At 43.6% G+C, this 24,266-nt stretch carries 6 protein-coding genes; all 6 read left to right on the top strand.

Annotated features, from left to right (window positions below; genetic code table 11):
• Nucleotides 1–746 (top strand): AMP-binding enzyme (locus KZ793_RS11410; protein ID WP_225815451.1); only part of this gene is annotated, 746 nt, incomplete at its 5' end.
• 1,111 nt (nt 747–1,857) lie between these two features.
• A complete protein-coding gene (gene ectB, locus KZ793_RS11415) occupies nt 1,858–3,165 on the top strand; it encodes a diaminobutyrate--2-oxoglutarate transaminase (protein WP_225815452.1) in 1,308 nt (435 codons plus the stop codon).
• Between the two features lie 30 nt (nt 3,166–3,195).
• Nucleotides 3,196–4,053, top strand: coding sequence for a cupin-like domain-containing protein (locus tag KZ793_RS11420; protein ID WP_225815453.1), 858 nt, complete (start codon nt 3,196–3,198; stop codon nt 4,051–4,053).
• A 15-nt stretch (nt 4,054–4,068) separates the two neighbouring features.
• Nucleotides 4,069–4,527: a GNAT family N-acetyltransferase gene (locus KZ793_RS11425; RefSeq protein ID WP_225815454.1), complete on the top strand. Its 459-nt coding sequence runs from the start codon at nt 4,069–4,071 to the stop codon at nt 4,525–4,527.
• Nucleotides 4,528–4,586: 59 nt separating this feature from the next.
• Entirely contained in the window at nt 4,587–14,426 is a 9,840-nt protein-coding gene (locus KZ793_RS11430) for a non-ribosomal peptide synthetase (protein ID WP_225815455.1), read from the top strand.
• Nucleotides 14,423–24,265, top strand: a complete 9,843-nt coding sequence (locus KZ793_RS11435) for a non-ribosomal peptide synthetase (protein WP_225815456.1) — start codon at nt 14,423–14,425, stop codon at nt 24,263–24,265. The genes KZ793_RS11430 and KZ793_RS11435 overlap by 4 nt, the downstream gene beginning before the upstream one ends.
• The last annotated feature ends 1 nt before the right edge of the window (nt 24,266 follow it).

The raw sequence follows: 24,266 nt of genomic DNA on the forward strand, positions 1-24,266 counted from the left end.
CAGGAATCCTGACGGTACCCCAAACTGGTTGGCCGATTATGGCTATCGCCCGCGTTCTGGATGACAGGCCGAACCGGTTTGGCAGCACTGGCTTCCCGATGTATGGTTTTCATGTCAAGCTCATCAATGAACTGACTGGCGAGGCGTGTGGCGATAACGAAAAAGGTTTGCTCGTTGTTGAAGGGCCTTTACCTCCAGGTTGCATTCAAACCATCTATGGTGATGATACACGTTTCATCAATACCTATTGGCGTCATTTCGACCAGCCTGTTTATTCCACATTCGATTGGGGTATCCGTGACAGTGATGGCTATTATTTTATTTTGGGACGTTCGGATGATGTGATTAATGTTGCGGGACACCGATTGGGAACGCGGGAGATAGAAGAGTGTATTGCTGGTCATGAAGACGTTGCCGAAGTAGCCGTTATTGGCATCAAGGATGCCATCAAGGGACAAGCCGCAGTTGCTTTTGCCGTTCTCAAGGATGGGAAGGAAATTCAGAATGCTGAGCATTATTCCTCTCTGGAAAAAGCCCTGATGGGCTTGGTGAACAAACAAATTGGCAGTGTGGGCCGCCCGGCACGGGTCTATTTCGTATCCCAGCTTCCCAAGACTCGTTCAGGGAAAATGTTGCGTCGAACTATGCAGGCGATATGTGAAGGGCGTGAGCCGGGTGATCTTGCCTTGATTGAAAATCCTACTGCACTGGAGATCATTCGAGAGGCTGTTTTTACTAAAGAATAATAACTTCTTATGATTATAGTAGTTTGATAAATTAATCAGAGTACCTACTGTTGCCAGGCGCATAATAGACTCTGTTGAGGTCGGCGTGTATAGATATCTATATTTAGTGGATGTATTACCACGAACAGTGAGTATAGAGCTAACCACCCGGGAGCAGTGAGGGATAATGACATTTGATTACCTGAACGGTTTTGTTTGTTGAGTATAACTATAACGTCTGTTAATTAGTTCAAGGGTAAAATAATAGCAATGTTAGTGGTAAGATTTCTTTCTGACATATTAAATTTTTTAGTTGTTTGATTAGTGTTTGGCTTTTATTAGTGTTTTGTTTGTGTTAATGTTCAGCCTGTGTTAACGTTCCTTTCGTTATCTAAATATAAACAACTGTCCCAAGATGTATTTTATTTTTGCCTTCATATGAGTTGGCTAGCTATTATTTTCCAATAGTATATCGAAGTAGAGAATTAAATAGTACGACGTTAATTGCCTGTAATCTGCTCAAATGTATAACCGTAGCAGATTTAGCGATGGTGCTATTGAGGAAAATAGATATTAGGAATATGCGGAGTTATGTGGTTACAGAATCATTATGTCAATACAAATCCATTTCTACCTATTATAAAGGAAAAATTACTGGTGGCAATTAAAAATTATAATTAATAATTTCAGGTAATAATTACGGGTGGTAGAGATGAATGTTTTTTAGAAAAATAGATGGGTGAATTTAAAACTCTTAATAATTATACCTAATAGATTTCGAGTTGCAGCGTGGCGGCAAGTGAATGAATCCCCAGGAGCATAGATACGATGTGACTGGGGTGAGTGAAAGCAGCCAACAAAGCGGCAGCTTGAAAGATGAAGGGTATATGTGATGATTTGCGCTTCAAACCTGTATGCATTAGGGAGAGTTTATGGTTATATGGGATAGTGAAAGAATAGGGAAATATCCGATCACTTTGATAATCCGATAGGTTTTAATCTAAAGATTATAATGATAAAGTTGCAACCAAAATAAATTTTCTGGTTATTATGTTATGGTTAATTTGATATAAAAGGATTGGTGTTAACTTAAATCAATCTGGGCCTTTGTCTGGATTACTGTGGAGTTATTATGGAAATAGAAGAAATATTCAGTAATTATGAGTCTAAAGTTCGCTCATATTGCCGTAGATTTCCCGTAATATTTAGAAATGGTATAGGTTCTACCTTAATCGATATAGATGGTAGGAGTTACATTGATTTTTTATGTGGCGCTGGTGCTTTAAACTATGGACATAATAATACAATCATAAAACAACAGATTTTTAAGTATATTCAAGATGATGGTATTATTATGGGGCTTGATTTGTACTCGGAAGCAAAAATGGAGTTTATATCGACATTTGTTGATAAGATTTTGAAACCGAGACAACTTGAATATCGTTTGCAATTTACCAGTCCTACAGGTACGAGCGTCATTGAATCTGCGGTAAAATTAGCAAGAAAGTATACAAAAAGAGAAAACATTGTTTGTTTTACCAATGCCTTTCACGGTATGACGGGTGTGTCGCTCGGTTTAACAGGTAGTCAACATCATCGCCAACCTGGACTATATTCTCAAATTACGCGTTTACCATTTGATGGTTATATCAATGGAGCATTTGATTATATAGGATATTTTAGAAAGTTACTTGCCGATCCCAGTTCAGGGGTTGATCTTCCCGCTGCGGTAATTCTCGAGACTGTACAAGGAGAAGGCGGATTAAATGTTGCTTCTGTTGAATGGTTGAGGGCGTTGAGAAAACTCACCGAAGAGTTCAACATTCTATTCATCGTTGATGACATTCAATCTGGTTGTGGTCGTACCGGAACATTCTTTAGTTTTGAGCGCGCAAATATTAAACCTGACCTAGTTTGTCTTTCCAAATCTATTGGCGGTATTGGGCTACCTATGTCATTACTGCTTATTTCTCCCGATATTGATGTGTGGAAACCGGCAGAAGACAACGGCACATTCCGAGGTAATAACTTAGCATTTGTCGCTTCAAAAGCGATGTTAAATGAATATTGGGGTGATAGCTCTTTTCAGAAGATAATTCAGCATAAGGCTGAATTAATTCGAACGTACTTGGACTCTTTGGCTGAAAAGTATCATGAATTTGTACTGCGAGTTAAGGGAATTGGATTCATGCAAGGTATAGAAATGGTTGATTCCTCATTAACACAGTATTTGGTGAAGCATTGCTTTGAAAATGGTTTGATTGTGGAGTTGTGTGGTCCTAATGATGAAGTATTGAAATTGATGCCTGCTTTGACCATTGATGAAGACACACTGGTAAAAGGATTGAAGATTATAGAACAGGCTCTCGCCAGTTTAAAATCAAGGAATAGTAATAACTTCGAAAGTGAAGTCCAGAGGTTATCGGTTAGCAGCAATTAGGAATAAAGTTTTAGCTAGGAGTGTAGAATTATGAGCCGTGTAGTAGAACTTACTAAGTTTAATCAACTTGAATTTGATCACACACTTGCTCGGGGATACGCGATAGTTTACCGAGGATTACTGCAAGACTGGCCTGCGATAAAACAATGGAATTCTGAATACTTTCAAGATAAGTGTCCTCAAATTGACGTTGTGATCAAATTTTTTGATGCAAATGGTGTGCGTTCTGAGCAAGCCAAAATGTATCGTTATTTAGAAACTCTGAATGCATATAAAAAAGGAGAGATGGGTAACGATATTCCCTATTGTCATGACATTCCTATCTTTTTACAAGCTCAACAGTTACTTGATGACGTAGGTGATTTTCCCCTAACTATTTTGCCAAAGCTTTACCGAAATGAATGGTGGAAGTTTGTTCAATTTTTTATGTCTCCAGTCGGAGCTATAACGCCACTGCACTTTGATACTTTAAGAACGAACAATCTATTTTTTCAGATAAAGGGAAGCAAGAGATTCTCTTTTATTCCTTGGGAGGAAAGAGATGCCTGTTCTCGTCGAGGATGGCGCTGGTTTGAGTATAATCCAGAAATTCAGAATGTTAGTGAGATAGCTAATATAAACAAGTCCACGATTGAGGTACATCAAGGTGATATATTAATCATGCCAGCGGGTATGCTTCATCATGTAAGAACGTTGACTGATAGCATTTCTTTTAATATCGATTTTCATACTCGAGCTTCAGCCCTTGTAAGTTTTAAGAGCATTAAAGAAAAAATGCCGCGTGAAAATCTGTATTACAATTGGCTAAGTTTATGTGGACTTTTGGGATTAATGAAGCGTGAAAGTTTTTTCGAGAAGTACCGTCCGTATCTTAATTATATTTCTTAAAAAGCAAGTAGGTTAATGATGAAAGTATCTTTGATTGATGTCGATAAAGACAATTATGAGGATGTCATGTCTCTTGAAGTTGGACCTGGACAAGAAGTTTTCGTCGCGCCAAACTCAGAGTCAATTGTCGAATCACATTTTAATGAATATTGCAGAGCAAGAGTGATCTGTTACGGCGAGGAGGTAGTTGGTTTTGCAATGTATGAGCGTTGCGTTAATGAAGGCAAACCCAACGAATATAATCTGTATCGAATGATGGTTGATCAATCTTACCAAAATCAAGGGATTGGAAGTGAGGCGATGCAGTTATTACTGGATGAAATGAAACAGCAGCTTGATTGTCACAGGATTACTGTTTGTTATGACGAAACGAGCGAACGCCATAAATCATTTTATCAACGTTTTGGTTTTGTAGAAGTCGGTTATTATGAAGAGTATGAGGAAATGCTAGCTGAAATTATTGTGAGGAAATAATTTTAAGGAGCTTATAAATAATAAAAACCAAAAATAATATCTTTCAAAGGGATTATAGTATGTTTCTAGATCAAGTTGAACAGCTTGTTATTCCACTAAATCAACAGCAAAAAGAAATTTATCTTGATCATATAAGTAGAGAGGATACAGCAGCGTTCAATATAGGTGGTTATGTTGAGATTAAACAATCTATTAATATAAAGAATCTCGAATGCGCCATAAAACACACTATCCAAGAACACGCTGTACTTCGATGTTCAATAGTAGATAAGTACTCAATGCCGCATCATGTTGGTTTGGATGCGCTAAAAGATACAGTTGAATTTGCTCATATTGTTCAAGACCATCACTTTGAACTGTCTCATTTAGATCTTTCGAGTGAAGAAGAGGCGGAATCTAAAGCTTTGGCTATTATTGAACGGATATTCTCTGAGCCATTTAGATTAGCACAGGATGTGCTTTATCGAGTCGGCTTAATTCAGTTGGCTACAAATCGTTTCTGGCTATACTTTATTTCTCATCACATCATCATTGATGGTGTCGGTTATGCTAACTGGTTTCGAAGTATTTTCGACACCTACCAGCAATTGGAGCTGGGAAATAAGCTTAAAGAAAACACGGGAGAGCGGTTTCTTGATCTTGCTGCGCAACCGTTACCGGAGAATTATAGTCAGCAATTAGCAAAGGCAGCTAAGTATTGGAAAGAGTTATTCCACCACTTGCCAGATGTGCCTTTCCAATATAGGAAAGAAGGCTTTGTAACTGCCGATTTAAGGAAAAATAGCAGGCTTGTATACTTTATCAAACCTGATAGATATAAGTTATTTTTAACCAAGGCGAGTCAATGCAATTTACCAATATCGCCACTTTTTATCACCGCTATTGCTTCTCTAGTAAACCGTATCAACCAAAGTGATGGCGTCCTCATCGGGACGCCTTTACATAATCGTACTACATCAGCTCAACGCAATATGGTTGGTTCGTTTATGTCAATGCTACCGGTAATGTGCATGCAAAATGAGCAGATGTCGGTGGCTGAATCAGTAGCAATGACAGCACGTACTATAAAAAGTGGCTATCGTTATCGCTCTTATCCTTCGAGTGCTTTATATAAGGATTTATCTTTACGTGCTCAAGGTCGCGAACGTCTTTTTGATATTGTTTTTAACTATCAACAGATTGATTTTGATTTCAGTGCTAGTGGCTTGGATACGGAAACTAATTACCTTAGTCATGGGCGTGAAGATATTCCTCTCACCGTTATATTATGTAATTACGGTGATAAGCAAAACACCCAGCTCCAACTAGACTATCGTCATGATTATTTCTCGTCACATCAGGCTGAACATTTATTGCAAAGCATTATGACTTTGGTTGAACAAATGGTTGCACAGCCTGAAGCGTTATTAACTTCACTTGATCTGGTGAGTAAAGGCGTTGAACAGGCGTTATGGAATCTAAGTCAATCTGCTGTGGCAGGAGAAAAACTTGTTTGTCCGACCATCACATTAGTGCATGAGCAAATTGAGCAATATGCTGAACGGCATCCTGATGCTATTGCCATCGTGGATGGCGAACGACAAATGTCTTACGCCACATTGAGCAATAAAGCCAATCAGTTAGCTAACTATTTAATTGAGCAGGGAGTTCGGCCTGATAGCCGTGTTGCTATTTGCTTGCCGCGTTCGAGTGAGATGGTCGTGGCGATGTTGGCAACGCTGAAAGCTGGAGCTGCTTATGTTCCTATGGATCACGATTATCCCGATGGTCGTTTGCAGTTTATGCTGACCGATGCTGAACCTGTTGTTTGTATAACAATGTCTTCCATTGCACATCGATTCGCAGCATGCAAGATCGCAACACTATTGCTTGATGATGCTCAGTTTAATGAACATTTGGCCCAGCGTTCTGTGGCAAACATATCCGCAAGTAATATTGGTTTACAGTTGGAGCATCTGGCTTATGTGATTTATACCTCCGGTACAACGGGACAGCCCAAAGGGGTGATGGTTGAACATAAGCAGTTGAGTCATTTTGTTGCACACATTACAGAGTCTTATAGACTGACTGAACATGATAAGTTTTTGCAGTTTTCTTCGGTCAGCTTCGATATTTCTGTGGAAGAATGTTTCGGCTCCTTATGTAACGGTGGCACTCTGGTGTTACGAGCTGATGATATTCATTACGATTTTGATGCATTTTGGGCATTTTGCCGACACCATAAAATTTCGGTGACCAGTTTACCTACCGCTTTTTGGCATCAACTGGTGAATTACAGTCGTCAACCTATTGATTCTTCACTACGTTTAGTGATCTTGGGTGGCGAAATGGTTAAATCCGTTAGTGCTCGCGAATGGTTCGAACATGGTCCTGCTATCGAACTTATCAACACATACGGCCCGACTGAAACAACAGTAACCGCGTCTGCTTACTGCATGGCATCCTTGGCTGATGTAACGGCGATGATTCCCATTGGTAAAGCTAATTATGGCACCCAACTTTATATATTAGATACGAATTTAAAAAGTGTCCCCTCAGGGTTTCAAGGGGAATTATATATTGGTGGAACAGGTGTAACACGTGGCTATCTTAATCGTGAACAAGATAGCGAGAAGTATTTTGTGGCTAATCCTTTTGGTCCGGGGCGACTTTACCGCACAGGAGATATCGTACGTCAGTTACCCGATGGTAATTTAGAGTTTATTGGGCGCAATGATAACCAAGTAAAAATAAACGGTTTTCGTATTGAGCCAGAAGAAATCAGTAATCAATTAATGGATTATCCCGGCATTCATGAAGCGGTTGTCTATCCTCGACAACTTGGCTCCGATGATCGACTGCAATTAATTGCTTATGTTGTTGCTGAAGGAACCATCAATATTGATGCTATTCGTCTGGCGATGAAGAGCAAACTGGCTGACTACATGTTGCCTGTTGCCGTTGTGCAGTTAGAGAAATTGCCACTGACACAAAACGGCAAGTTAGATTTTAAGCAATTGCCACTACCACAAAAACAAGATTATAGTCAGCAGGAATTTGTTGCCCCTGAGGGCGAAGCCGAGCTGGTATTAGCGCAACTGTGGCAGTCGCTATTAGCCTTGAGTAAAGTCAGCCGCCATGACAACTTTTTTGCTCTGGGTGGTCACTCTTTATCGATTATGTCATTGCGAGCAGAGTTGGCACAATGTGGTTATGAACTGCCTATCCGCGCGATTTATCGAACTAACACACTGGCAGAATTGGCATTACATTTATCTTGTGTCCGTAAGGATGAGGAAACGTTAACCCATCAAGAGGTGGCTGTTAACAAGCTTGCAGAGCATGTTGAACATATCACGCCTGATATGTTGGATATGGTGACTTTGAGTGAAAAAGAAATCGCAGTTATTTGCCAGCAAGTTGAAGGTGGTGCCAGTAACATACAAGATATTTATCCATTATCACCGTTGCAGGAAGGCATTTTCTTTCACCATCGAATGAATGAAGAGCGTGATACTTATATCATCCCCATTCTGATAAAGTTTGCTAATGAGCAAAAGCTGACAGCATTTTTACATACGCTTGATAAGATAGTGGCACGCCATGATATTTTCCGCACCTCTATTCATTGGCATGATTTAACCACATCAGTTCAGGTTGTTCATCGAACAGCCTCTGTTCCTTTACAATGGCAAGCTGTTGCTCCAGGTTTCTCAGCATTGGAAACTTTGGCAGAATTATCTGCAATTGAACACCACCATATGAAGCTGGATCGTGCGCCTATGATGCAAGCGATTGCAGCTAAAGATACGAAGACTGATGAGTGTTTTCTACTATTAAAGCAACATCATTTATTAAGTGATCATATTTCTGTCTTATTGCAAATTGCAGAAATGCACGCTTTGCTTGAAGATCCAAATGTGTTGTTGCCTACTCCGGTTCAATATCGTGAGTTTGTTGCTTATTCATTAAGAGCTAACCAATCCAATAGTGGCGTTGATTACTTTAAAGCTAAACTGTCTGATGTTGTTGAAACCACCGCGCCTTTCGGGTTATTAGATGTTTATAACGACGGGTTGAAAATAGATACTGCCAGAGAATTGGTTGGTCCGCGTTTAGCGCAACAAATTATTGGCTTGGCGACTCAGCAATGTATTAGTGCTGCAAATATTTTTCACTTGGCTTGGGCATTGGTCGTTGCTAAATGTAGTGGTAAAGACGATGTTGTATTTGGTTCCATGATGTCAGGGCGAATGCAGCCTATTCGTGGAAATGATCGTATTTTGGGTATGTTGATTAATTTGCTGCCTATACGCATAAATCTGACAAATCTGTCGGTAAGCGAAGCATTAACCCAAATTAGTGATGAACTCATTGAATTGTCCGACTACGAGCATTTTCCGCTTTCCGAGGCATTACGTTATAGCTCCTTGCCAGGTGGCACACCTTTGTTTACCAGCCTGTTGAATTTACGTCACAAAAATAAATTGGAGATTGCCAACCAAAGTCATCATTTTGAAATCATAGAAGCCAAAGAATATACCAACTATCCGTTAGAAATGGGGATTGATCAGCTTGATAATGATTTCATGATGCAGGTTCATGTTGAGTCACAAGTAGGAACGGCTAATGTTCTGACTTATATGAGAACAGCATTGATGGCCATTATTCATGCGCTTAATCAGGCTCCACAAACACCATTGCTGACATTATCAATTATTCCTATTAACGAACAACGGCGGCTTATTAACGAGTTTAATAGCCCTGTGGTTGTTTATGATAAAACAGCTACTGTCCATCAACGTTTTGAACATCAGGCAGCAAAAACACCAGCGGCTATTGCTGCTGTATGTGGCGTACACCGTATCACTTATACTGAACTTAATCAGCGTGCTAATGAATTGGCGCACTATCTGATAGAACAAGGAATAAAGCGAAATCATATTGTTGCTATCTATGCCGAACGCTCCATCGAGTTTGTCATTGCCATACTTGGCATTATGAAAGCCGGCGCTGCTTATGTTCCTTTGGACCCGACTAATCCACCTGAGCGTTTGTCGTATATGTTGGCTGACTCTGGGGTTAATGTGGTTTTAACTCAAAGCCATTTAAATGGGTTAGCCTTCAATGGTCAGAAATGTTTTCGGTTGGATGTGGTCTGGCCCTCATTGGGTCATTACGCAAATACTAACCCGGAGGTTGAGTGTTATCCTGATGATCTGGCTTATATGATTTATACTTCCGGTTCTACTGGCAAACCTAAAGGTGCATTGGTGCACCATGCCGGGGCTTTGAATCATATTGATGCTGAATTTGATGTTCTCGGTTTCATGGGGCGTCATAATCAACTGTTATCACGTAACTTTCTACAAAGTGCAGCTTCTTCTTCCGATGTCTCTGTGTGGCAATTTCTGGCGCCTTTGTTAAGTGGGGGCAAAACAGTCATTCTGCCTGATGCTATGGATTTGCCTGAATATGTTCGTGTGTTGCAAGACGAACATATTCATCTGATTCAAACTGCTCCGTCAGTGTTGAAAATATTGTTAGAACATTTGCTTAGTCAGGGTGAGGTAGCAACGCCATTACCGAATCTGAAATGGTTAATGATTATTGCTGAACCTTGTCCTGTGCCTTTGGTTAATCGTTGGTTGCAATATTATCCTCATATTCCGGTGATGAATGGTTACGGACCTAGCGAAGCATCGGACGATATTACCTATTTTATTATTGACAAGCCGCTAGAAGAACACGTTCAAAATATTCCTGTAGGCAAGCCGTTACCAAACCTAACCATGTATGTTCTGGATCAACATATGCAAATTCTGCCTACTAATGTTATTGGCGAATTATGCGTGTCTGGTGTTGGTGTGGGCAAAGGTTATTGGAATAACCCTGAAAAAACGGCAGAAAGTTTTAAAGATAACCCCTTCCACACAATGAACGGGCATGGGACCCGACTTTATCGCACTGGCGATTTAGGTTATTGGGACGCCAATGGCAATCTGGAACTTGTTGGGCGTATTGATAATCAGGTAAAAATTCGTGGTTTTCGTGTTGAACTGGGGGAAATTGAGTCGGCTTTGGTGAAGTTACCCCAAGTGGCGGAAGCAGTAGTACTCGTTCATAAAGACAGAACGGGTGAAAATTGCCTGGTTGCTTATCTCGTATTAACTGCAAATGTTGCTCAGATCGAGCAGATTGCTAATGACATTAAGCAGGGATTAAGTCATCACTTACCGGATTATATGATCCCCGGCTACTATGAGATTCTGGATAAGATGCCATTAAATGCGGCGGATAAAATTAATCGCCATGCATTGCCGAAGCCTTGTTTAGTGAATCATCACGTTGAGTGGGTTGAACCTGCTAACAAGATCGAGCAAGCATTAGCCGGTATTTGGCAATCAGTACTCAATATTAACCGGGTTGGTCGAAACGACAACTTTTTCCACCTCGGCGGCCACTCTTTATTGGTCATTCGGGTAATTTCTAAAATACGCGCGGAACTTGGACGGGAAATTGCTGTTAGAGCTATTTTTGATCATCCAACGTTTGCCGAGCTTGCGGTTATGCTTGAACAGCGGACGGTGACGACAGTTGATTCGATCCCCAAACAGCCACGAACAGGTGAATTATTGCCTCTGTCATTTGCTCAAGAGCGTTTGTGGATACTTAGCCAAATTGACCAAAGTAGTGCGGAATACAATATGCCCATTGCATTTGCTGTTGAGGGCGAATTTGATGTTGGCGTGGCTGAACTAGCGCTCAATCAAATCATTGAGCGTCATGAAATATTACGTACGGTCTACATTAAGAAAGACGGCAAGCCGTTCCAGAAAATTTTATCTGGAAGAAATCTGACGCTTAATTATATTGATTTAACCTGTATGCCTAAGGAGCAACAAAGTCAGCATGTAGCTGAATTAATGGAAGAAGACGCTAGACAAATTTTTGATCTAAGCCGCGATTTAATGATTCGTGCCACCTTTATTCAGCGTCAAGTCAATAATGGCGTATTGCTATTTAATGCTCATCATATTGCGTCTGACGGCTGGTCTGAGGATATTCTTACCCATGAGTTTGTTGTTCGTTATGATGCTTTACGCAATGGGAACAATGTCGAAATAAAGGAACTTGACATTCAATATGCTGATTTTGCAGTTTGGCAACGTGACAGGTTGCAAAGTGAGTATTTAGCATCGCAGATCAGCTATTGGAAGCGGCAGTTGGATGAGATACCACCAGTACACGGTTTGCCGCTGGACAGACCGAGGCCGAAGGTAAGGCAACATCAAGGTGCCGTGGTGACAGGCTCATTGCAGGAGGACACTACGCAAGCACTGGTCAGTTTGGCCAGACAACATCAACTGACTCCGTTCATGCTGTTCCACGCTGCGTTGGCATTATTATTATCTCGTCACAGCAACAGCTATGACATTGTGATAGGCACGCCAGTGGCGAACCGTTTGCAGGCAGAGCTGGAAACGCTTATTGGCTTCTTTGTCAACACCTTGATACTACGAGTAGATACTAGGCACGCTATGCTTAGTGATTACCTTTCTCATGTCAAACAGGTGCATCTGGATGCTCAGGCCAATCAAGATGTGCCGTTTGAACAATTGGTTGAACAGTTACAAGTAACGAGGAGTACAGCATATACGCCATTGTTCCAAATCATGTTAACGACCGATACAGATTATGGACTGAATAGTGACGTTGGCGAGGTTACCTTCAACCTGCCGGGAATGAAGCTGAATTCAATAGCTCCGGACCATATCCAAACCAAGTTTGATCTCAATATTGACCTGAGTATTAGTGAACATAGATTGCATTTGCATTGGGTCTATGACACCAGTTTGTTCAGCCATGAACATATTGAGCAGCTCAATGATCACCTGTCACGTTTACTGATAGGGCTGGCCGAAGAGACGAAGGCAAATGACTATACACTGGGTTCACTTGCCAGTCTGCCGATGTTGTCAAATGTGGAGATCGCGTACCTGCGGCATACGCTCAATGATACCTATGTAGAATATCCAAAGGACAAGTGTATCCACGAGCTGTTTGAACTACAGGCCGAAGAAAACCCCGATAACGTTGCGCTGGAGTGTGGTGATAGCCAATTGACTTACAGGCAGCTCAATGAAAAATCCAACCAGTTGGCGCACTATCTGTTGGAACGCCATGCTATTGGGCCGGATACGCTAGTGGGTTTATGTGTGGAGCGTTCACTGGAGATGGTAATCGGCATTTTGGCGATCCTCAAGGCGGGCGGAGCTTATGTGCCGCTGGACCCAAGATATCCTCAAGAACGGTTGGGTTACATGTTGGAAGATGCACAGCTTGAGGTAGTGCTGATCCAGTCACACCTGGAGCAGGTACTGTCAGATTTCAACGGTCATCGGGTGATATTAGATAATCTTGGCGGTACGAATAGTCAAATCAACACGGCATACAGCCACTATCCTATTACTAATCTGGATAAGCATTCATTGGCGTTGACTGCCAGTCATCTGGCCTATGTGATTTACACCTCAGGATCAACGGGTAAACCTAAAGGGGTGATGATTGAGCATAGTAATACAATTGCCATGCTCAGTTGGGCTCGGTCGCAATATACAAAGGAGGACATTGCTTGTGTTCTCATGTCAACGTCTCTGAACTTTGATTTATCAATATTTGAACTATTTTTACCCTTAGTTTCGGGTACGCGGACGTGTGTTGTTGAGGACATTCTGGTTCTACATCAAGGTATTGACTGCCAGGTGACTCTGATAAATACAGTACCTTCAGCAATGAACTCTTTGGTTGAACGAAATGCGATACCGGGGGGTACTCGAGTTATTAATTTGGCCGGCGAGGCTTTATCTGCAAATTTGGTCAATGCAATATATGAGAAAAATGAAGGTGTAACAGTTTATAACTTATATGGGCCGTCAGAGGATACGACATATTCTACTTGGGCGAAATTGGATTCTCCCGTGCACACCACACCGACTATTGGCAGGATTATTAGCAATAGTCAGGCTTATATTTTGGATAAAGAGCAGCAACTTGTGCCTTACGGCTCTACAGGGGAGCTTTATGTCGGCGGCGCGGGCTTAGCCCGTGGTTATATTAATCGTCCTGAACTAACGAAGGAACGCTTTGTTGCCAACCCGTTTCATGATCCGGCCAATACCGATAGTAGTGAGCGTTTGTACAAAACCGGCGATTTGGTGTGCTACCGGTCAGACGGTAATCTGGAGTTCGTTGGTCGTATTGATGATCAGGTGAAAATCCGTGGTTTCAGAATAGAACTGGGTGAGATTGAATATCAACTCAATCAGCAGGCAGGGGTGAACTCGTCTCTGGTGCTGGTCAAGACAACCTTGGCAGGTGACAAACAACTGGTTGCCTACATCAAACTGGTGTCGGATAAGCTGACGAATGAGAGGGAGAGTGCAGAATGGCAGCAGGCTCAAACTCGGTTTATTCAGGGTATCAAATCTGCATTAGCTAAATCCTTGCCAGACTACATGATACCGTCAGTTATGGTTGTGGTTGAAGAATGGCCGTTGACGCCTAATGGCAAGATTGACCGTAAGATGCTGCCTGAACCTAATACAGAGCATGATAAAAGCGATAATTTTATTGAACCGGTTGGTGAAACGGAAATCTTTTTGGCAGCAATTTGGCAAAAGGTACTGAATGTCAGACAAATATCGCGCGGCGATAACTTTTTTGCACTAGGCGGTCACTCATTGTTGGCAATCAAATTAATAACGGAAATCAATGCTGCATTTGTCATTGAGCTTAGTGCTATGCAGGTTTTCCAGACACCTCTCTTGCATGAACTTGCAGAATTAATCTGCAACCAGCAATTACAAGGGCAAATCCAAAGTGAGCTTGAAACAGCAGGTGAAGAGGGGTGGTTATGATGGACATGTTTAAATTAGTTAAAGACGCTTATGAGCAGGGTGTATTGCTATTCAGTAAAGAGGGTAAGTTAGGGTTTAAGTTAAAGGGGGCTCACTTTCCAGATGAACTAAAAGCCAAGATTAAAACACACAAGGCTGAACTGATCGATTTTCTCGATAAAGGCAGAGTGGATATCCCTGGCAATGAAATGGTGATTGAACCGGCTCTTCGAACCCAGAAATTGCCTCTAAGTTCTTCACAGCAACGGATCTGGTTTATCGAGCAGTTTGGCGGTGGGAGTACTGCCTACAACATGGTGTCAGCCTATACGGTAAGCGGTAAATTTGAACTGGCGGCAGCGAATCTGGCCCTGCAAACCATCATAGATCGACATGAAGTGCTGCGTACGGTTTACCACAGCGATGAAAATGGAACCTGGCAGGTTATCAAGCCGGAGTGGTCATTCGAGATAGCCCAATCAGATATCCATGGTATAGGCGAAGCCGAGCAAGAGGCGTGGGTTGAGCAGGCCATTCAAGATGAAATGACCTACCGATTTGATTTGGCATGGGATGTGATGGTGCGTTGTCGCTATATCAGCACCTCAATGGAGCAGGGCGTGCTGTTATTTAACATGCATCATATTGCTTCCGATGGTTGGTCGATAGGGATATTGGTTAAAGAGTTTGTGAACTTGTATCAGGCTTATCGTCAAGGTCGGGTTAACCCGTTACCGGCTCTGGAGATTCAGTATGCCGATTATGCGGTCTGGCAGCGCAGCCCAGAGAGAGAAGCTCAGTTAGCGGCAGGGTTAGAATATTGGCAGCAACAATTGTCGGATTTACCCCCAGTACATGGGGTGCCTTTGGATTACGGGCGCCCAACCAATCAAACCAGTCATGGTAGCAGTTATGAATTTAGCCTGGACAATGAGGTTAGCAAAGGGTTGCAGCAACTGGCACTGACACAGGGTTGCACTCTTTTTATGGTGTTGCATGCAGCGTTTACAGTACTGCTCGGTCGGCACGGTGGGCAACGGGATATTGTGGTGGGAACCCCGGTAGCTAATCGTTTGCAGACATCATTAACGCCGTTGATAGGCTGTTTTATGAATACGCTGGTGTTGCGCAGCGAGTGTGAGCTGGAACAATCGTTCATTGATTATCTAGGCTCGGTCCGGGAGATAAACCTGACTGCCCAGCGGCATCAAAATGTCCCATTTGAGTTGTTGGTGGAGCGGTTGCAGCCGGAACGCAGCACCAGTTATTCACCGTTATTCCAAATCATGTTTTCTATGAATACGAATGACAATGTGGAATTGCAACTGGAAGGGGTAAGTTTGCGGCCAAGGCCGGAACAGACCCGCAATGCGATGTATGAATTGATGTTAGAGGCCCAGCAAACAGAGGAAAGTCTGACTTTTAGTTTAGAGTACAACACGGATTTGTTTGCAGAGGAGACAATAAAGCGGCTGGCAGCGCGTTTTACGACTTTGCTAATAGGCATAGTGGTTTCTCCGTCCGAAAAGCTTGGCGATTTGGCTCTGTTGCCACCGGAAGAGCAGGATTACCTGCTGCACAGTTTGAACCAAACAGCGGTAGAGTATGACCGTAGCCAATGTATCCATGAGCGGCTAGAAGCATTTGCTGAACAAACGCCGGATGCCGTTGCGTTGATCTTTGGTGACCAGCAGTTGACTTATGTGCAACTTAATGCCAGAGCTAATCAGCTAGCACATCAATTAAGAGCGCAGGGCGTTTCAACGGGTGGGCGAGTTGCTGTGTTGTTGCAGAGAGGCATCGACATGGTTACAGCACTATTGGCAGTGATGAAAGCAGGGGCAGCGTATGTTCCGATTGATCCCAGCTTTCCTGCCGATAGAGTGCGGTATATGCTGAACGATGCGGAGCCACAATGCATTATAAGTAACCGTATTATAAGTAACCGTGAATGTGCATCACGATTAGTCGGTTTTGCGGAATTAACCTGTTTACTGGATCACATTGACCTTAGCCAATCACCCACCACCAATATTCCTAAACAGTTGATCGGTTTAGCCGCATCAGCTCTGGCCTATGTGATTTACACTTCGGGTTCTACGGGCAAGCCCAAAGGTGTTATGGTCAGTCACTCTGCGGTTAATAACTTCTTGATCTCAATGCAAGATAACTTGCAGTGTATGGCACAGGACAATGTTTTAGCCATCACGACTATTTCCTTTGATATTGCCGTGTTAGAGCTCTATCTGCCTTGGTTGTCTGGCGCCACTTGTGTAGTGGCGGCGCAGCAGGACGTGATTGATCCCGCTAGACTGGTTGTACTACTCGAACAACATAACATTTCGCTGTTACAAGCTACGCCAACGACTTGGAATATGTTGCTTGAATCAGGCTGGCAGGGGCGCTCATCGTTAAAAATGATCAGTGGTGGTGAGGCATTGCCATTAGCGACAGCAACGGCATTATTGAGCAAAGGTAATGCTCTCTGGAATATGTACGGGCCGACGGAAACCACGGTTTGGTCAACCATTGCGAAACTAGACGCACAACTGCTTGAACAGCAACTTGTTACTATCGGGTTACCGTTAAATAACACCACAATTTATTTACTTGATGAACAATTAAAACTGGTGCCTTTCGGGGCAGTGGGAGAGTTATACATCGGCGGCGATGGGCTTGCTGAGGGCTATTTTAAACGTGAAGATCTGACTGTCGAGCGATTCATCAACCTGACATTTTCTGACGGTTTAACCGCCAGGGTTTATAAAACGGGTGATCTTGCCCGTTACACTACAGAAGGTTCACTTGTGTATTTGGGCAGAAATGATTACCAAGTGAAATTACGGGGCCACCGAATTGAACTTGGCGAAATTGAACAGGTTATCAACCTGTTTCCACAAATAACCCGTTCTGTTGTGGTTGCGCTAAACGATCAGCAAACACAACAGTATCTAGCGGGTTATTTGGTCGCCGAGCAACAAATTGATATTGATGCTCTACGTCAACACCTTGAGCAGAAGTTGCCTGCCTATATGTTACCACGAGCAATTATTCAGCTCGAAACATTGCCACTTACGCTAAACAACAAGATTGATCGCAAAGCGCTTCCTACACCGCAAAACAGTGATATTGCTGTTAAAGCCAGTACGCCACCCATCAACGAAAAAGAAGAAGTACTGGCAGCTATTTGGTGCGAAATGCTGGGTATTGGGCAAATAGGCCGGGATGACAACTTTTTTATGGTTGGAGGCCACTCATTAATTGCGACTAAGGTGATCACAAAGATTAATGAGCAGTTTCAATGCAGTTTACAGGTAAGAGATATCTTTGAAGTTGCAACAGTGGCTTTACTTGCAGAGAGAGTGCCTTATGCGGCGTCGGATAAGCGTTATCAAACAATTCCTATTCTTGAACGCAAGACAAATTTATTACCGCAATCTTATGCTCAACAACGGATCTGGTTTATCGAGCAGTTTGGCGGTGATAGCACCGCCTACAACATGGTGTCAGCTTATGCGGTAAGCGGTAAATTTGAACTGGCGGCAGCGAATCTGGCCTTGCAAACCATCATAGATCGACATGAAGTGCTGCGTACTGTTTACCACAGCGATGAAAATGGAACCTGGCAGGTTATCAAGCCGGAGTGGTCGTTTGAGATAGCTCAATCGGATATCAGTGACATAGGCAAAGCCGGGCAAGAGGAGTGGATTGAACGGGCTATTCAGCATGAAATGACCTACCGATTTGATCTAACACAGGATGTGATGGTGCGTTGTCACTACATCATCACTTCAACGGAGCAGGGCGTGTTGTTATTTAACATGCATCATATTGCTTCTGATGGCTGGTCAATGGGGGTACTGGTTAAGGAACTTGTGAGTTTGTACCAGGCTTATCGTCAAGGTCGGACTAACCCGTTACCGGCTCTGGAGATTCAATATGCCGATTATGCGGTCTGGCAACACAGTGAAGAAGGAGAATCTCAGTTAGCGGCAGGGTTAGAATATTGGCAGCAACAGTTGTCGGATTTACCCCCAGTGCACGGGTTGCCTCTGGATTACGGGCGGCCAGCCAACCAGACCAGCCATGGTCGCAGTTATGAATTTAGCCTGGACAATGAGGTTAGCAAAGGGTTGCAGCAACTGGCGCTGACACAAAGGTGCACTCTTTTTATGGTGTTGCATGCGGCGTTTACGGTACTGCTCAGTCGCCACGGCGGGCAACGGGATATTGTGGTGGGAACCCCGATAGCTAACCGTTTGCAGACATCATTAACGCCGTTGATAGGCTGTTTTGTGAATACGCTGGTATTGCGCAGCGAGTGTGAGCTGGAGCAATCGTTTATCGATTACCTGAGATCGGTCCGGGAGGTAAACCTGGCTGCCCAGCGGCATCAAAATGTCCCGTTTGAGTTATTAGTGGAGCGGTTGCAACCGGAACGTAGCACCAGTTATTCACCGTTGTTCCAAATCATGTTTTCTATGAATACGAATGACAGTGTGGCGCTGCAATTGGAAGGGGTAAGTTTGTGGCCGAAGCCGGAACAGACCCGCAATGCGATGTATGAATTGACACTGGATGCCAGCCAAACAGAGGAAGGACTGACTTTTAATTTCGAGTACAACACGGATTTGTTTGCAGAGGAGACGATAAAGCGGCTGGTGGTACGTTTTACGACCTTGTTGATGAGCATTGTGGCCTGTCCGTCCGAAAAGCTTGGCGATTTGGCCTTGTTACCGCCGGAAGAGCAGGATTACCTGCTGCACAGTTTGAACCAGACAGCGGTAGAGTATGACCGTAGCCAATGTATCCATGAGCGGATAGAAGCGTTTGCTGAACAAACGCCGGATGCTATTGCGTTGGCCTTTGGTGACCAACAATTGACTTATGCCCAACTTAATGCCAGAGCTAATCAGTTGGCACATTATTTGGTTGTTCAGGGTGCCAAACCGGATTCAATGATTGCGATATGTATTGAGCGAAGTATTGACATGATTGTGTCGGTACTGGCCATCTTGAAATCGGGTAGTGCCTATTTGCCTCTCGATCCTGCGTACCCGCAAGAAAGGCTTGCTTATATTATTGATGATGCACAGCCTTTGATGGTGATAACCAACAGCCATAACAAGAAGTTATTACCTGAAAATAGTCCATTGAGTATTGATGTGACTACAACCTCGGTTGCAGGATTCTCAACCGATAATATTGCCGCCCCTGAATTGGGTTTGTGTTCTACTCACTTGGCCTATGTTCTCTATACCTCGGGTTCTACGGGCATGCCGAAAGGTGTGATGATTGAACATCAGGCATTGGTGAATCTGGTGGTGGGTCTTGCAGATGCCTATCTTTATTCAAAGCAGGATCGGGTACTGCAATTTGCCGCCCTCAGTTTTGATATGTCTATTGAAGAAATATTTGGCGCCCTTGGCAATGGCAGTACTTTGGTCTTACGTGGCGAAGATTGGTTGATAGATGTTGCCACTTTCTGGCAAAGGTGCCGGGAATACCAGATCAGTGCGGTGAATTTGCCAACTACGTTCTGGCACGAAGTGGTAAGTGAAGATACGGTTTTGGTACCTGAACATATTCGCCAAATCAGTGTCGGAGGCGAGCAGATTAAGCCAGATAAAGTGGTTGCATGGTATCAGCGACCAGGGCATTTACCCCGTTTAGTCAATGCCTATGGGCCAACCGAATACACGGTCAATACTTGCATTGCCTACGATTTTCAGGGAGACACCCTCAGTATTGGGCGCCCAATTCAAAATACGGCAATTTTCTTGTTGGACAAAAACCAACAGCTTGTGCCTTTTGGTGCTGTTGGTGAAATTTGTGTCGCGGGTGACGGTGTCGCACGGGGCTATATCAACAAAGAGCAATTAACCCGTGAACGATTTATTGATAATCCTTTTGTAAGCCGCTATCCAAAGCTCTATCGAACTGGCGACTTGGGGCGTTACTCACTGGCAGGGGATATTCAATATTACGGGCGTGATGACCATCAGGTTAAGATCCGTGGATTCCGTATTGAGTTAGGGGAGATAGAAACAAGGTTGCGTAGCCTGCCTACCATTCGCGATGCGGTTGTCATTGCTCGAGAGGATGAATCGGCTCACAAGTATCTGGCAGCATATATCACCCTTGATGGTCAGCAGAAAATTGCTGAGATCCGACACCTATTAAGTCAGCAGTTACCGAGCTATATGGTCCCCTCGGCTTTTGTGGTGCTAGAGGAAATACCGCTTACTGCCAACCGTAAAGTGGATCGTAAAGCGCTCCCTAAACCAGATTTTGTTGCTCAGGGGGAAATTGAATATATCGCGCCAGCCACTGAACAGGAGACACTGCTAGCTGAAATTTGGCGAACACTGTTTGGATTGGCACAAGTCAGTGCTGTGGCCAACTTCTTTGAGTTGGGTGGACACTCGTTGTTGAGCATGAAGATGCTATCCCATATTAAAAAGCATGGTTATCGATTGGATATTCGGGCCTTGTTTGAGTACCCGAAATTACGGGATATGGCGAAACAACTTTACGATCCACTACAGGCAACCGAGCAGGAATCACTGCTGTTAACAGCCCATGAAGCATTGGAAAGTATGGTTTCCCTGTCGGAAACTGAGCGGGCCTTGATCGTATCTCAGTCGCCGGGCGGTGAGCAAAATATTGTTGGCATTTATCCTTTGGCGCCATTACAGGAAGGGATCTTATTCCATCACATGATGTGTGGGCAATCTGACCTTTATGTTACTCCGATGCTGTATTCATTTCCGTCAAACACCGAGATGGAAAGCTTTATTGCAGCATTGGATAAAATAGTACAGAGGCATGATGCGCTGCGAACTGGAATTTTTTGGAAAGGTATTGATGAACCGGTGCAGGTTATCTACAAAGAGCTGCCATTACCGGTGGTTGACATCGATTTGCGGGATGATGTTGATATCCAGCAGCAGTTAGCGCAGTTTATGGAACCATCACAACAATGGATGGATGTTACTCAGGCACCGTTGGTCAGAGTAACCCGGTTTATCGACCGCCAGCAAAAGCAGCTCTATGTTATGGTGCAGGAGCATCACCTGATAAGTGATCATGTGTCATTGGAGATTATTCAAGAAGAGTTGCTGGCTATCTTGACAGGTGATGAAAAGTCGCTGCCAGAAGCTTTCAGTTATCGGGAGTTTGTCTTAAACGCCATCAGCCAAACCGATACGAAAGCGGCGCAGCAGTTTTTTACCGAGCAATTGGCCGGGGTTGATGAAATCACGGCGCCCTTTGGGATCACAAGTGGAATGGTTGACAATAACTTATTCACTGAAATCCAAATTGGGTTGCCTGCGGATTTATCCGCAGAGATTCGTCGCTCTTCTTCTGCATGGCAGATAAGTCCAGCGCTTATTTTTCACATGGCATGGGCATTGGTTCTGGCAAAAACCAGCGGCACTAAAGATGTAATATTCGGTACTGTATTATCTGGTCGCTTGCAGGGTGTTGATAATGTTGAGCGAGTAGTTGGTTTATTCATCAATACCTTGCCACTGCGTGTTGATTTGAGTCAGTTGAGCGTGGCTCAGTTAGTGCAGGAAATGCAACAGAAACTGGTTAGCTTGCTGCAATTCGAGCAAGTACCGACTGCAATTGCTGAACAGTGTAGCAAATTGGCGGGTTCTAGCAGTTTATTCGACAGTATTTTGAATTACCGTCACTCCGAAGTGAGTGGCGAGACAAGTGAACTTAACCAGCTTTGGCAAAAAACCGGCATTGAGCTGGTCGATATAAGAGAACGTACCAATTACCCGATTACCCTATCCATTGACGATTTCGGTGATGATTTTTCTGTTGCAGCCCAAATTGACAGTCGATTTGATGCTGAACGCTTGGTGGAGTATCTCATCAATGCTAGCAGGCAACTTGTTGCTGCGTTGCAAAGTCAGGTACAGGTTGCCGCACTGTCACTCGACATCCTTGATTCTGAGGAACGGGCGTTCCTGCTGCATTCGTTAAATCAAACGGTATTACCGTATGACAGCTCACAAACTCTGATTGAGAGATTCGAAGCCCAAGTTAAGGCTACTCCCGATGAGATTGCGTTGAATTTTGCTGGCGAGACGATGACGTACCGTGAGTTAAATCAGCGATCCAATCAACTTGCTCAGTATCTCCTGAACAAGGGAGCGAAAGTGAATACCCCCGTCGTGATGTTCATTGAACGTTCCTTTGAGATGGTCATCACTGTTATCGCTATCTTAAAAACGGGTGCTGGTTATGTGCCACTGGATACCTCATTACCGACAGAACGCTTAAACATAATTCTTAGTGATCTGTCTGATGAGATCTTAGTAACGATGTGCTCCTTGAAGGATAGGTTTGCGGTAAAACGCCAGAAAATGGTGTTATTGGACGACCCTTGTACAGCAGAGATACTGGACAAACAGCCAGCGAGTAATTTGGCTATCGAATATTCCCTGGATGATCTCGGTTACGTGCTCTATACCTCAGGTTCAACGGGTAAGCCTAAGGCGATTGAAATGCCACAGCGGGCGCTGAGCAATTTATTACGAGGTATTAGCCAGCTTGAGCCAGCGCTTACGGGGCCGAACCGTTGGTTACAATTCTCATCAATTGGTTTTGATCTCAGTTTTGAAGACATATTCATGCCGTTGTTGTCCGGGGGTTCAGTACAGCTTATTGATAAATCGACTCAGTTGGATATTCGGCTGTTAGCGAAGCAAATCCAGCAGGCGCAACTTCAAATCCTGAACTTACCTTATGCCGTATTGCAGAACTTGGCTGAGTATAGCGGTGTCAATAGGCTACAGTTCCCCGAATTAAGGGGTATTGTTTCGAGTGCTGAAAGGCTCAAAATCACAGCGGCCATCAGACAGTTCTTCACGACACATAGTCAATGTAAGTTAGTGAACCACTATGGCCCGGCAGAGACCCATGTTGTAACGTCCAAGACATTACAGGGAGAACCTGCCTCATGGCCTGATTTGCCGACGATTGGCCGACCATTGCCCAACGTGGCCTGTTATATTTTGGATGAGTATTTGCAGCCTGTCCCGATGGGAGCCATCGGCGAGCTGTATTTAGCCGGGAACTGTTTATCAAGAGGCTATTATCAACAGCCCCAACTTACCGCAGAGCGTTATCTTGATTGCGATTGGGTTCTTGGGAAACGAGTGTATCGAACCGGTGACTTAGCCAGCTTTTATCGAAACGGTGAAATCAACTACTTTGGCCGCAACGACCATCTGGTCAAGATCCGTGGGTTCAGAATTGAACTCGGTGATATCGAAGCCCAATTGGGTAAGTTCGATGGCATAACCGGAGCCGTAGTCATTGCTATTGATACAGAAGCAGGTGATAAGCAGCTTATCGCTTATTTTATCGCGGCTAACCCATTGGATTTATCTGAAATTAAAGCCTATTTATCGACTAGCTTACCTGATTACATGTTGCCATCTGCGTATGTGCAGATGGCGGCTTTTCCGCTGAATACCAATGGCAAAGTGGATCGCAGCCGACTTCCACAACCTAGAGCAGATGACTTTGTCAAAGCCAAATACATCGCGCCAGTGACTGAACTGGAACAAAGCGTTGCGAAAATTTGGCAGGGGTTGTTGCAACAAGACAGGGTAAGCATGGCCGACAACTTTTTTGATTTAGGTGGTCATTCCTTATTAGCTATGAAGCTAATTTCTCGAATTGAACAGGCATTTTCCGTTGGTGTGCCAATTGCGATTGTGTTTGAAAGATCAAGATTAGAGCAGTTATGTGATTGGCTTGAAAAAGAAATTGTTATTCAACGTAACAAGTCAGTTGGGGCTGTAGTGGAAGAATATGAGGTAACTGAGTGGTGAT

Origin of the sequence: Photorhabdus antumapuensis, from assembly GCF_020387775.1 — a bacterium.
Lineage (GTDB): Bacteria > Pseudomonadota > Gammaproteobacteria > Enterobacterales > Enterobacteriaceae > Photorhabdus > Photorhabdus antumapuensis.